General features: G+C 70.3%; 9 protein-coding genes, 3 pseudogenes and 2 riboswitches. Of the genes and pseudogenes, 7 read left to right on the top strand and 5 right to left on the bottom strand.

Annotated elements, in window-relative coordinates; translation table 11 throughout:
- Positions 1-71 precede the first annotated feature (71 nt).
- Both ACGFML_RS29910 and ACGFML_RS29905 read left to right on the top strand, forming a co-directional pair.
- Positions 72-1,436, top strand: coding sequence for an erythromycin esterase family protein (locus tag ACGFML_RS29910; protein ID WP_393548731.1), 1,365 nt, complete (start codon positions 72-74; stop codon positions 1,434-1,436).
- Positions 1,429-1,673, top strand: a pseudogene (locus ACGFML_RS29905) (IS630 family transposase); the annotation flags it as partial. The gene ACGFML_RS29910 and the pseudogene ACGFML_RS29905, both read left to right, overlap by 8 nt.
- An 84-nt stretch (positions 1,674-1,757) precedes the next feature.
- Here ACGFML_RS29905 and ACGFML_RS29900 read toward each other — a convergent pair.
- Together ACGFML_RS29900 and ACGFML_RS29895 are read right to left on the bottom strand one after the other, a co-directional pair.
- Positions 1,758-3,011, bottom strand: coding sequence for an MFS transporter (locus tag ACGFML_RS29900; RefSeq protein WP_393548730.1), 1,254 nt, complete (start codon positions 3,009-3,011; stop codon positions 1,758-1,760).
- A gap of 173 nt (positions 3,012-3,184) precedes the next feature.
- Positions 3,185-3,922: a (2Fe-2S)-binding protein gene (locus ACGFML_RS29895; RefSeq protein ID WP_393548729.1), complete on the bottom strand. Its 738-nt coding sequence runs from the start codon at positions 3,920-3,922 to the stop codon at positions 3,185-3,187.
- A 168-nt stretch (positions 3,923-4,090) separates the two neighbouring features.
- Positions 4,091-4,248, top strand: a riboswitch (cobalamin riboswitch).
- Positions 4,249-4,283: 35 nt separating this feature from the next.
- Between ACGFML_RS29895 and ACGFML_RS29890 the strand changes: the two genes are divergently transcribed.
- The 3 genes from ACGFML_RS29890 to ACGFML_RS29880 all read left to right on the top strand — a co-directional run bounded on the left by ACGFML_RS29890 (position 4,284) and on the right by ACGFML_RS29880 (position 5,852).
- The gene (locus ACGFML_RS29890; RefSeq protein ID WP_393548728.1) at positions 4,284-4,505 is read left to right on the top strand and encodes a CbtB-domain containing protein; all 222 of its coding nucleotides are present in this window, start codon (positions 4,284-4,286) and stop codon (positions 4,503-4,505) included.
- A 21-nt stretch (positions 4,506-4,526) separates the two neighbouring features.
- The gene (locus ACGFML_RS29885) at positions 4,527-5,285 is read left to right on the top strand and encodes a CbtA family protein (RefSeq protein ID WP_393548727.1); all 759 of its coding nucleotides are present in this window, start codon (positions 4,527-4,529) and stop codon (positions 5,283-5,285) included.
- A gap of 213 nt (positions 5,286-5,498) precedes the next feature.
- Entirely contained in the window at positions 5,499-5,852 is a 354-nt protein-coding gene (locus ACGFML_RS29880) for a hypothetical protein (protein ID WP_393548726.1), read from the top strand.
- A 92-nt stretch (positions 5,853-5,944) separates the two neighbouring features.
- On the opposite strand, the pseudogene ACGFML_RS29875 reads toward ACGFML_RS29880, so the two are convergent.
- Positions 5,945-6,707 (bottom strand): annotated as a pseudogene (locus tag ACGFML_RS29875) (short-chain fatty acyl-CoA regulator family protein); the annotation flags it as partial.
- Here ACGFML_RS29875 and ACGFML_RS29870 point away from each other — a divergent pair.
- Positions 6,706-6,915, top strand: a pseudogene (locus ACGFML_RS29870) (citrate/2-methylcitrate synthase); the annotation flags it as partial. The pseudogenes ACGFML_RS29875 and ACGFML_RS29870 sit on opposite strands and share 2 nt — an antisense overlap.
- A gap of 103 nt (positions 6,916-7,018) precedes the next feature.
- Here ACGFML_RS29870 and folP read toward each other — a convergent pair.
- A complete protein-coding gene (gene folP, locus ACGFML_RS29865) occupies positions 7,019-7,879 on the bottom strand; it encodes a dihydropteroate synthase (protein WP_393548725.1) in 861 nt (286 codons plus the stop codon).
- A 232-nt stretch (positions 7,880-8,111) separates the two neighbouring features.
- Here folP and metF point away from each other — a divergent pair, with 232 nt between their 5' ends.
- On the top strand, positions 8,112-9,023 hold the full coding sequence (metF, locus tag ACGFML_RS29860) for a methylenetetrahydrofolate reductase [NAD(P)H] (RefSeq protein WP_393548724.1): 912 nt from the start codon (positions 8,112-8,114) through the stop codon (positions 9,021-9,023).
- Positions 9,024-9,615: 592 nt separating this feature from the next.
- Here metF and metE read toward each other — a convergent pair.
- Positions 9,616-11,934: a 5-methyltetrahydropteroyltriglutamate--homocysteine S-methyltransferase gene (gene metE / locus ACGFML_RS29855; RefSeq protein WP_393548723.1), complete on the bottom strand. Its 2,319-nt coding sequence runs from the start codon at positions 11,932-11,934 to the stop codon at positions 9,616-9,618.
- Positions 11,935-12,095: 161 nt separating this feature from the next.
- Positions 12,096-12,324: riboswitch (cobalamin riboswitch) on the bottom strand.
- Between the last annotated feature and the right edge of the window lie 217 nt (positions 12,325-12,541).

Below are 12,541 nucleotides of genomic sequence, written 5' to 3'. Positions count from 1 at the left end.
AAGCGGGAACTGTCAGGGAACTTCTGAATCAGGTCACTCGAACATGAGCACTGGTTGTTAGTGTCACGATCATGAGCCTGCCACGCCCGCTCCCCCTCGCCGAGTGGACTATGCGCAACGCCGTCCGTCTTGCCACTCCCGGCCTTGCCGCCCCGCTCGACGACCTGGAGCCGCTGCGCCGACTCGTCGGTGACGCGCGAGTGGTCGCGCTGGGCGAGAACTCCCACCAGATACGCGAGTTCGGGCTGATGCGCGATCGGATGCTGCGCTTTTTGGTCCAGGAGTGCGGATTTACCGTCTACGCAGTGGAGTTCGGGGCCGCCTCCGGCCGAGCCGTCGACGCCTGGGTCAGGGGACACGACGGTGATCTCGACGCGCTGATCACGCCTCGCAGCGACGGCTATCCGGGCCAGTCCGCCGAGGGCCGCGACACCCTGCGGTGGCTGCGCGCCCACAATGCCACTGCGCCGCATCCGGTCCGCTTCGCCGGGCTCGACGTCCCGGCGGCCGGCGGCTCGCTGACGCCCGTACTGGAGCCGGTCGCGAGGTATCTGGCTGATGTCGACTCCGGCGCGGTGCACTATGCGCGTACCGCTCTGGAGCTGTCGGAGCCGTTCGCGGGCGGCTCGGGTCTGGTCCCCGCCCACGCCCGCCTCCGCCTCGATCCCGCAGTCCAGGATCGGCTCTCGGCCATGCTCGGTCGGCTGCTCAACCGTGTCACCGTCATGCGTGAGGTCTATGTCGAGAACGGCGGCCGCCAGGCATACGAGAATGCCCTCTCGGACGTCTGGGCGGCCTGGCGCACCGACCAGATGCAGCGCGCGATGTCCGAACTGCTCGGCGGCGCACCCGACGCCGCCGACCTTGCCACCCGAGACCGCTACCTGGCAGACAGCCTGCTCCACCTGCTCGACCGATCCGCACCCGGTACCCGCATTGTCGTCTCCGCGCACAATGCCCACATCCAACGCACCGCCAACCCCGAGGGCGGCCCGCTCGCCCGGACGCCCATGGGATACCCCCTCGCCCAGGAGCTCGGAACGGACTATGTGTCCGTGGCGCTGACCAGCGGTGGCGGCCGGACCGTGGCGAACGTCCCCGATCCGGCGCACCCTTCCGGGATGCGCCAATCTGCGGCCGACGCCCCCGAAGCGACACCCGACAGCGTGGAGTCGCTGTTCGCAGGCGTGCTCGAAGCGCCGGCGCTGGTGGACACCCGCGCGCTGCGCACGCACGCCCGGCGACATGGCCTGCCGGAGCCGGCCCGGATCCGCATGGACAACGGCTTCCTGCCCGTGTCGGCCCTGGAAGCCTACGACGCGGTGATCAGCGTGCCACGCACCACGCTCACTGCGGACTTCGCCGAAGCAGCCTTCACACCGCATGCATCTCCACAAGACAGGCCCCAGTGGCGTGAGTCAGTGGTTGGTCATTGAGGAGCCGAGGCCGGGCGCCCCGCGGAAGTCCACTGATGCCGATGTGGAGCGGGTGATCGTCAAGACACGGGAAGAGACGCCGAAGAACGCAACGCACTGGTCGACCCGGTCGATGGCAACGGCCACCGGTATGTCGCAGTTGGCCGTCTCCTGTGTGTGGACGAGAAGTCGCAGATCCAGGCACTGGACCGCTCGCAGCCGGTATTGCCGATGATGCCCGGGGTCCCCGAGCGCCGCATTCTGAAGCACTGGGATCAGCCCACCGCCGTGTGAGAAAAGGCTTCTGCGACTGCTATGGGCGAACTGACCGAGGCTCCGGCCTCAGACGAGATCGATGGCTTCTTGGACTCCGGTGGGTGTGTTCCGGGGTGCGTTCTCGCGGTGCGGGAGCAGCAGCGGGGTGGCCAGGAGAAGGACTCCGGCGACCGCGATCGCCGTGCGCGGGCTGGTGACTGCGGCCAGCAGACCCCACACGGCGGTCAGGGCCGCGATGGAGGCGCTGGCGCTGACCGACCAGGCGGAGAGGGTGCGGGCGACGCGGTCGGGGTCGGTGCGGTCGAGCCGGTAGGTGGCCAGCACCGGGTTGAACACGCCGATGCAGGTCACCAGACCGAACTGGACGACGATGATGAGCACGATCCCGGGGACGCCGGGCTGGGCGAAGGCCAGTCCGAGGGGCCAGCACGCGCGCAGCACCCCGGAGGTGAGGAGGATCCGGCGCTGCCCGAACCGCGCCACGAGTCGGTGCGCGATGCGCGAGCCGACGAGGCCGCCGACGCAGGGGGCCGCGAAGGCGAGTCCGTACTGCCAGGGTGTGAATGCGAGGTGGCCCAGGAGGAGTACGGCGAGCAGCGGTTCGGTCGCCATGATCAGGCCGTTCACCGAGAGGTTGTTGAGGAACAGCGCGCGCTGCGTACGGTCGGCCAGGATGTAGCGCCAGCCGTCGAGCAGGTCACCCGCGCGCAGCCGGGGCGCCCGGGTGCGCGCGGGGTGCGGCTCGCTGCCGCCGATGGCGCGGATGCCCAGCGCCGAGAGCAGGTAGCTGACCGCGTCGGCCACCACGGTCGTCACCGGGCCGAAGAGCGCGATCGCGGCTCCACCGAGCGGCGGCCCGACGACGGTGGAGGTCCACGTCGTGGACTCGAAGCGACTGTTGGCGACGAGCAGGTCCTCGGAGGGGACGAGCGCCTTGAGGTACGCACCGCTGGCGGCCTTGAAGGCGATGTTGGCCGCGGCGACGACGACGGAGACGACGAGGAGCTGGGCGAAGCTGAGCCGGTCGAGCGCGAACGCGACGGGGATGCTCATCATCGCCGCGAACCGCGCCAGGTCCATCGCGACCATCACCGACCGCTTGCGGCGGAACTCCACCCAGGGGCCGAGCGGCACCGCGACGACGGCCCCCACGGCCCGTCCTGCGGCAGCCAGCGCCGCCACCTGGGTCGGCCCGGAGTGCAGCACGAGGATCGCGATCAGGGGGAACGCGCCGAAGCCGAGCCCTGTGCCGTACGAGCTGACCGCAAACGCCGCCCACAACCACCCGAACCGCCGCCCCAGCGCCCGCCTGCCCGTCATGCCCCACACGCCTCTCGCCGGTCTGAACAACCACACACGCCCTCCGGCATCAAAGCGAGGAGGAGATGGCGAGAGCAAACAACCGATCAGCCGGCGTGCACAACCATTCGTTGCGCACATCCCCTCCTCGGCTGCACGGATCGCCCACCACCCGGTTCGGCGGGGCCGGCGCGCTATCGCCCGGTCCGCCTCAGCACGCAGTCCCCGCACAGCCCGCCACCTGGCACGCGGTAGTACAGGCAGCAACTGCGTCGTGAGAATTCAGGGACGGCGGGATCCAGGGTTCCGCAGTCGCGCAGCGGCGCGTCGTCGAGGAGGGACGCCGTCAGTGCCACGGCTCGTTCCGCCGCTTCCCGATGGCCGGTCCGGCGGCACCAGTCGTGCAGTACGCGGAGGGTGCCGACCAGCGCCGAGGCGGCATTGCCCCACAGCACTCGGGGGGAGATCGGGGACACGGCGCTGATGGCCTGCTGCAGCGGCACCAGGTGACTCTGCAGAACGGCTGCTCGTAGTCGGTCCGTGAGATCTTCCTCGGAGGCCGACGGCAGGGGGGACGGGGCGGGAAGCCAGAGTTCGTCGGGTGTGCTCCGTTCCGGATGCCACCACAAGGCGTCGCCGCCAAGATCGGGGACGCGTCCGGCCAGCACCGCGGGTGCGAAGGCGATCGACCACAGGCGCCCGGCGAGTCCCTGGTGGACGAGGGACGCGGCGACCCGCCGCTCTGCCGTGCCGAGCCGCGTGGCCACCGTCTCCAGGCGGTTGCGCAGTGCCGGTGAGCCGCCCTCTCGGTAGAGCTCCGCCAGGGGGAGAAAGCCCTGGTCGCGCGGTGCTCCGGCATGGGTCCGTACGGAGAAGAAGGGGCCCACGGCGGCGGCGCGGCCGAGCGTTGCGGCCATCGGCTCCTGCGGCACCGGTTCTCCTCGGTTCGGGCTGAGTGGTCCGGGCCGGATCGTAACCGTCACGGTCGGTCCGCGTTCCGGTCCGGGGGCCCCGGCAGGCATCGTCCCCGGTGTTCCATGTCGCCGTGGGGTACCGGGCCACCGGCGGACGAGGGAGATCACGCCAGGTGGCCGGTCTTGGCCGGGCACCGGGGACGCGGTACCGTTCATCCGATATTGACGACGGCAAGTCGGAAGCCGGTGAGAATCCGGAACGGTCGCGCCACTGTGTACGAGGCACCGCAGCTCGCTGGGGTACCTCGTGAGTCAGACCCGTAGCCGTCGTCATGTGCACCACCGAGATGGGACGCGAACTCCCAGAGGAGGTCCTGCCATGGCGCAGACCGTCGCTCAGCCGACAGCCACCAACCCCGTCGTCCCCGGCAAGCTACCGCTCAAGGCGATAGCCCCCTGGGCGGCCTTCTTCGGCATCCTGATGCTCGTCCTGCTCTACTTCGTCGGCGCCGAGCAGGGCGCCACCTCCGTGGTCAGTGGCGCGGAGGTGCACGAGTGGGTGCACGACGGACGCCACCTGCTCGGCTTCCCCTGCCACTGACCCGAGGGACGCCGCACACTCATGAATTCCGCAACGGTAAGAAACCTGCTCGTTCGGGGCATGCTCGCCGGCCTTGGGGCCGGCGTGCTCGCCCTGATCGTCGCCTACTTCCTCGGTGAGCCGAACGTCGACGGCGCCATCGGCTTCGAGGAGGCCCACGCCCCGGCACACGAGCACGAGGTCGAGCTCGTCTCCCGCGCTCTGCAGTCCACCGCCGGTCTCGCGACCGGCGTCCTGGTCTACGGGATCGCATTCGGCGGCATCGCCGCCCTCGCCTACTGCTTCGCGCTCGGCCGCGTCGGCCGCTTCACCCCGCGCGCCACCGCGCTGCTGCTGTCCGGCAGCGCGTTGCTCGCCGTGTACGTCGTGCCGTTCCTGAAGTACCCGGCCAACCCGCCGTCGGTCGGTGACCCCGACACCATCGGCAAGCGCACGACCCTGTACTTCCTGATGATGCTGCTCAGCGTGCTCCTCGCGATCGGCGCCACCATCCTCGGCAAGCGGCTCGCCCCGCAGCTGGGCACCTGGTACGCCACGGTCGTCGCGGTGGCCGCCTTCGTCCTCGTGATCGGGCTGGCGTACGCCTTCCTGCCGGTCGTCAACGAGGTGCCGAAGGACTTCCCCGCGATGCTGCTGTGGCGCTTCCGTATCTCCGCTCTCGCCATTCAACTCACCCTGTGGGGCGGGTTCGGCCTGGTCTTCGGTGAGCTGGCCGAGCGGTTGCTGAACCCGAAGCCCGCGACCGCCACGTCCGAGCAGGCAGTTCGAGCCGCGAACTGATTCCTTCAGGACAAAGCCAGGACACGAGAGGGCCCTTCGGAACCATCCGAGGGCCCTCTCGCGTTCTCCGGACACCGACGACTCGGATCACCGACATGACACGACGAGCAGGCTGTGTCGAACTGCCGGCCCAAGCCCGCCCGCCGGACGAGTCCAGCCGATCGGGTCGGTCGAGAGAGCACGACAACGGGGGGCGACGAGCGGAGAATCCCAGTGGCCAGACATCCCCAGCCGCGCCGCATCACCCTCGGCGGCCGCGAGGCGGTCGCCCTGACCCTGCAGGAGTACGAACAGCTGATTGCCAGCCGCCGCCAGATCGGTGGCCAGAGCGCGCGCATCCGGGTACTCGCCCAGCAGGTCAAACGGGACGAGAGGCTCATCGCGGAGCTCACGGCTCTGGTCGGCGGCCCCATGACCGCCTCCCCCGAGCCGGATGGCGCCGTCGGGCATCAGGAAGCGCCGGCCTGCCGTCTCCATGCCGGAACGGCCGACGAGAGCGACCCTGAATGCCTGCGCTGTGCGATCACGGCGCTGCTGCGCCGCCGTCACCAGGACGAGATGCCCTGAACACCGGCATCAGAGTGCCAGAACGCATTCTCGGTGCGCCCGGCGCTTGCACCGCCCCGGGCCCGTACTCCTTCCGGCTCCCCTGCGGCGCCTCACCTGTCGCTGCCCGACGTGTCCACCGGGTAGGGGACGTAGGTACGCCGGTCGGGGTCGACGGCCGGCCGGCGGCCACCGGCCGGCGGCCGGGCGCGCTGGGCGCAGTCCCGGCGCTCGCAGATGCGGCAGCCCAGGCCGATCGAAGTCGCCGCCCGAGGGTCGTCCAGGGCGACGCCCTCCGCGTAGACCGGGCGATGCGCGTGGCGCAGTTCGCACCCCAGGGCGACGGTGAACTCGGCGCGTGGCGCGTGGTGCCCTGCTCCGCCTCGGGTGACGGTGCGTGCCACCCAGAAGTAGCGCTTGCCGTCAGGCATTTCGGCGACCTGGTTGAGGATGCGGCCGGGGAGGAGAACGCCGCGTACACCGTCCACAGCGGGCAGGTGCTGCCGAGCCGGGAGAAGTGGAAGTCGGTGGCGGACTGCCGCTTGGAGACGTTGCCGGCGCGGTCCACACGGAGGAACGAGAAGGGCACTCCGCGCCGCCCGGAGCGCTGGAGCGTACTGAGGCGGTGGCAGACGGTCTCGAAGCCGACACCGAAGCGCGCCTGGAGCAGCTCGGACGTCGTAGCGCAGCTCCTCGGCGGCGGACTGGAACACCCTGTACGGCATCAGCAGGGCGCCGGCGAAGTAGTTCGCGAGCCCCGATGCGGGCCAGTGCCGTCGCCTGCGCGGAGGTCGGCCCGGCCCCGTCGACCAGGGTGTCGAGCAGCGGACCGCATTCCAACAGCGCGATCCGGGTGGCGAGTTGGAAGGCCCGCCGCGAGGGCATCCACCCCGACCTGGACTACCCGACCGGGCTCGCCTACCACCTCCTGGGCTTCGACACCCCAGCCTTCACGCCGATCTTCGTGATGGGTCGCATCACCGGCTGGACCGCCCATATCACCGAACAGCCGGCCCACAACGCCCTGATCCGCCCCCTGGGTGCCTACACCGGACCCGATCAGCGGACCGTACCGGCCGTCTGACGAACGCCGCCCTCACGTCACCGAGCAGGCAGCCCATGGTGCAGCACCGGAACCGGGCTGCCCTGCTGCGACCTTGAGGGGTGCAGCTGCGGCCGCTCAGCGGTCAGCTGAGTGTCTCGCGCAGCGCGGCCTCGACCCGGACGGCGTCGGCCGTGGCGGGTACGTCGTGGACCCGGACGGCCCAGGCGCCCTGGGCGGCGGCCAGCGCCGAGACGGCTGCGGTGGCCGCGTCACGGGCGCGGGCCGGCCGGGGCCTGCCGGTGACCGGATCGGCCAACAGCGCGCCCAGGAACCGCTTGCGAGAGGCCGCGACCAGGACCGGACGGCCCAGACCGGCCCAGGCGTCGAGCCTGGCAAGCAGGGCCCAGTCGTGCGCGCGGGTCTTGGCGAAGCCCAACCCCGGGTCGACTATCACCTGGGTCGGGTCGACTCCGCCGGACACCACCTCGTTCATCTGGTGCTCCACTTCGCCGATGACCTCGCCCACCACATCCTCATAGGTGGCCAGGTCATCCATACCGGCGGACTGTCCGCGCCAGTGCATCACCACGAACGGAACGCCCGTGCGGGCGGCGACCTTCACCATCGCGGAGTCCGCACGGCCTCCGCTGACGTCGTTGACGACCCGCGCACCTGCGTCCACCGCAGCCTCTGCCACCTCTGCCCGCATGGTGTCCACACTGACCAGCGCACCGCCGTCGGCCAGGCCCCGGATTACCGGGAGCACCCGGCGGAGTTCCTCCTCGGGGGTGATCCGCACGGCGCCCGGACGGGTCGACTCGCCGCCGACGTCCACGATGTCGGCGCCCTGGGCGACCAGTTCCAAGCCGTGGGCGACGGCCCGACCGGGATCGAGCCAAAGCCCTCCGTCCGAGAAGGAGTCCGGGGTGACGTTGACGACGCCCATCACCCCGCAATGCCTCCAGTCGGGCAGGCCCGGCAGCAAATTCCTGTAGGTGCTCATGCCGGTATTGTGGCGGGTTCGGGTCTCCGCGCGAAAACCGCGATGCGGCGGCAGGAATGGCGCCGACTTCGGACGGCCATTCCCTGCTGGACGGCTCATCGGGACGTTCCTCCGGATTGACGGCCGGAAGCATGCTCGCGTCGGCATCGGCGCGGTGGTATCCGCCGAAGGAAGAAGTGTCAATAAGTGGAGAAGCCTCAGGTTGCCTTCGGTCGGCCGCTATTCTGGATCCATGGCTCTCGGTATCCCCAGCACAAGAGCGGACCACGCAGTATCCATCCGCGACCTCCTTGCTGCGGGAGGCCGTTCGTACTCCTTCGAATTCATGCCGCCGCGTAGCGCGGAGGCCGAGGCCGGCTTGTGGACGGCGATCCGCAGATTGGAGGCGTTGTCACCGACCTTCGTCTCGGTGACCTATGGCGCCGGCGGTTCGACACGTGGCCGCACCATCAACATCACCGGTCGGATCGCCCAGGAGACCACGCTCACCCCGGTGGCCCACCTCACGGCGGTCGACCACAGCATCGCCGAACTGCGCAACATCCTTGGCCACTACGCCGACCAGGGCGTACGCAACATCCTGGCGCTGCGCGGCGACCCGCCCGGCGACCCGCTCGGTCCGTGGGAGAAGCACCCCCAGGGGGTCGAGTACACAGCGGAACTGGTCCAGCTGATCAAGGAGTCCGGCAACTTCTGCGTGGGCGTCGCGGCCTTCCCCGAGATGCACCCGCGCTCGCCCGACCGGGACAGCGACATCCGCCACTTCGTCGACAAATGCCGGGCCGGAGCCGACTACGCGATCACCCAGATGTTCTTCGACGTCGACGGCTACCTGCGCTTCCGCGACCGGGTGGTGGGCGCCGGGTGCGCGACGCCGATCATCCCGGAGATCATGCCGGTCACCACGATCCGCTCGCTGCGCCGCATCCCCAGCCTCAGCACCGCCGTGTTCCCGCCGCAGCTCGCGGAGCGGATGCTCGCAGCCGAGGACGACCCGCAGGCGGTCAGAGCGCTCGGCATCGACCACGCCACCGAGATGTGCCGCCGCCTGATCGCTGAGGACGTTCCGGGCATCCATTTCATGACCATGAATTTTTCCAGGGTGACGACGGAGATCTACCAGAATCTCGAACTGCACCCGTGAGCCCTTCGAACCCCTTTCGGGGGTTGCGGGCAGCCGGTTGGCGAATTCCGTACGGACGGCCCCCGGTCGCGGCGACCGAGGCCGGAAGACCGTTCCTTGAACCGCTTCCTTGGACCACTTCCTTGGACCGGTTCCTTGAACCGGTTCCTTTATCGAAACCAGTCAGCACGGAACGTCGCGGCGTGCGCATGTCGGAGGGCAGGCGCGGGTGCACCGCGAATTCCCCGGTAGCGCACATCGCACTTCGGGGCGGTGGCGGTACCGGGTTACGTATACAGCGACCGGATTCAGGGTCGCGTCCATCCCGGGATTGTCGGTCAGCGGCGGCGCCTTTCCCGGTCATCGGAACCGTAAGGTGCTTTTCGGGTGCCGGCATCCGTGCGGCCGGAGATTATTCGGGTGTGGCGTAGGTGGCCCGGCAGAGCGGCGAGCAGGTCGTCCACGGTCGGAGCCTGCTGGGGCCGTTCGCCGTGCTCTTCGGCTGCCCGTTCGTCCTGCCGCAGGGCATCGCCCAGCGTTTCGAGGAGCTGCGTGGCGGCCGGAGACGGCCGGGAGGGCGCGGCTGCGCGCCCCCTCCCGGCCGTCAACGGAGTCAGGAGCCGGAGAGCTCCGCTCGGACGGTACGGGCGGCGGTGACCAGGTTCTCCAGCGAGGCGCGGGTCTCGGGCCAGCCGCGGGTCTTCAGGCCGCAGTCCGGGTTGACCCAGAGGCGCTCGGCGGGGATGGCCTCAAGTCCCTTGCGCAGCAGGGCAGCTGCCTCGTCGGCGCTGGGCACGCGAGGGGAGTGGATGTCGTAGACACCGGGGCCGGCCTCGCGCGGGTAGCCGTGCTCGGCCAGCTCCCGGGCGACCTGCATGTGGGAGCGGGCGGCCTCCAGGCTGATGACGTCCGCATCCAGATCGTCGATACCCTGCACGATGTCGCCGAACTCCGCGTAGCACATGTGCGTGTGGATCTGAGTCCGGTCCTGTACCCCGCTGGTGCTGAGGCGGAACGCCTCGGTGGCCCAGGCCAGGTACGCGGCATGGTCGGCGGCGCGCAGCGGCAGCGTTTCGCGCAGCGCGGGCTCGTCGACCTGGATGACCGACGTGCCCGCTTCCTCCAGGTCGCCCACCTCGTCGCGCAGCGCGAGCGCCACCTGGCGGGCGGTGTCGCCCAGCGGCTGGTCGTCGCGGACGAAGGACCAGGCGAGCATGGTGACCGGGCCGGTGAGCATGCCCTTGACGGGACGGCCGGTCAGCGACTGGGCATAGGAGGTCCAGCGCACCGTCATCGGCTCGGGCCGGGAGATGTCGCCGGCCAGGACCGGCGGCCGGACGTAGCGGGTGCCGTAGGACTGCACCCATCCGTGCTGGGTGGCCAGGTAGCCGGTGAGCTGCTCGGCGAAGTACTGCACCATGTCGTTGCGTTCGGGCTCGCCGTGCACCAGGACGTCGATGCCGGCCTTCTCCTGGAAGCCGAGGACGTCACGGATCTCGGTCTTGATGCGGTCCTCGTAGCCGGCCGTGTCGATCCGCCCGGTCCGCAGGTCGGCGCGGGCGCTCCGCAGTGCGTCGGTCTGGGGGAAGGAGCCGATGGTGGTGGTCGGCAGCAGCGGCAGCCCGAGGTGGGCCCGCTGGGCCGTTGCGCGCGCGGCGTACGGCGCCGAGCGGCGGCCGTCGGCGTCGGTGACGGCGGCGGCACGGGCACGCACGGCCGGGTCGTGGGTGAGGGCGGAATTCGCCCGGGAGGCCAGGTCGGCGCGGTTCGCGGCGAGTTCGGTGGCGATGGTGTCGGTGCCCTGTGCCAGGCCCCGTGCCAGGGTCACCAGCTCCGCGGTCTTCTGCTTGGCGAAGGCCAGCCAGCGGACGATCTGCGGGTCGATGTCGCGTTCGGCGGTGGCGTCCAGCGGCACGTGCAGGAGAGAGCAGGACGCGGCCACGTCGACCCGGTCGGCGAGGCCGAGCAGGGTGCCGAGGGTGGACAGCGACTTCTCCAGATCGTTGATCCAGATGTTGCGGCCGTTGACCACGCCCGCGACCAGGCGCTTGCCCGGCAGACCGCCGGCGGCCGCCAGCGCGTCGAGGTTGGCTGCGGCCGCGTCGGTGAAGTCGAGCGCCAGACCGTCCACCGGAGCCTTGGCCAGGACGGGCAGGGCGTCGCCGAGCCGGTCGAAGTACGAGGCGACCAGAAGCTTCGGACGGTCGGTGAGGGAACCCAGCTCGCGGTAGGCGCGTGCGGCGGCGTTCAGCTCGGCCGGGGTGCGGTCCTGGACGAGGGCGGGCTCGTCGAGCTGCACCCACTCGGCGCCGGCGGCGCGCAGATCGGCGAGGACCTCGGCGTAGACCGGCAGCAGCCGGTCCAGCAGCGTCAGGGGCTCGAAGTCGGCAGCCACGCCCGGGGCGGGCTTGGACAGCAGGAGATAGGTGAGGGGCCCGACGAGAACCGGCCGCGCGGTGAGACCGACCGCGAGGGCTTCCTTGAGCTCGGCGACCTGCTTGGTGGAGTCGGCGGTGAAGACGGTGTCCGGCCCCAACTCCGGCACCAGGTAGTGGTAGTTGGTGTCGAACCACTTCGTCATCTCCAGCGGCGCCACGTCCTGCGTGCCGCGCGCCATGGCGAAGTAGCCGTCGAGCGCGTCGGCCGAGACGGCGGCGCGGTGACGGTCCGGGACAGCACCGACCATGACGCTGGTGTCCAGCACGTGGTCGTAGTACGAGAAGTCACCTGTGGGCACCTCGTGGATGCCGGCGTCGGCCAGCTCCTGCCAGTGGGAATGGCGCAGGGTGCGGGCGGTCTCCTTGAGGGCTTCGGCGGTGACCTTGCCCTTCCAATAGCCCTCGATTGCCTTCTTCAGTTCCCGGTGCTGTCCCTGGCGGGGGTAGCCGTACACGGTGGCCCGTGCTGCCGCGGCTGCGGACTTCGCTGTCACGGAACTCTCCTTCGCGGATGTGCCTGCAAGCCCCGGCGACGGGACGAGGAACGCGAAGCGGTGACGGACCGGACGGAACCACGGTGCGTTCGCGACGCACGTGTCCGCCTGGTATGTACGCCGACCCGCCCTCGAGGTCACCGGGATCTCCGTCCACGCATGGGCGTGCACGGGCAACGGGCAGGTCTTCGGACTCGCGGGCGCGCCTGCCGGAATCCTCCGGCGGGCACCTACTGGCCGTCGCTTCCCGGATCCGCGGCTCGGATCCAGTGCGTATGACGGCGGTCGTTCCCACTCACCGCTGCGGGGCAGTCCCGGATTCTCACCGGGTTCCCTCTTACGACGCGGCCCGTCTGGCGGACGGGGCGAACCAATTGCCCACCCAGCCTAGAGCGTGGCCCTCGTATCGGGTGCCTTTGCTCACATGTCGGACTGTGAGATGAGCCACCGGCGGGGTGCGGTTTCAGGGCGCGGCGGCGATGTCGGCGCGCACGCCGTCGTCGGTGGGCGGTCCCGCGGTGCGTCGGACGGCGAGCGGTGCGTCGGCTGTCACATGGCCGGAAATGGCCCTGCTGACCAGATGGCGGCCAGACGGTGGCCGGACGAG

The sequence above is a fragment of the Streptomyces sp. NPDC048650 genome (assembly GCF_043199095.1).
Taxonomy (GTDB): Bacteria; Actinomycetota; Actinomycetes; order Streptomycetales; family Streptomycetaceae; genus Streptomyces.
This window is presented reverse-complemented; position numbering and strand designations above follow the sequence as displayed.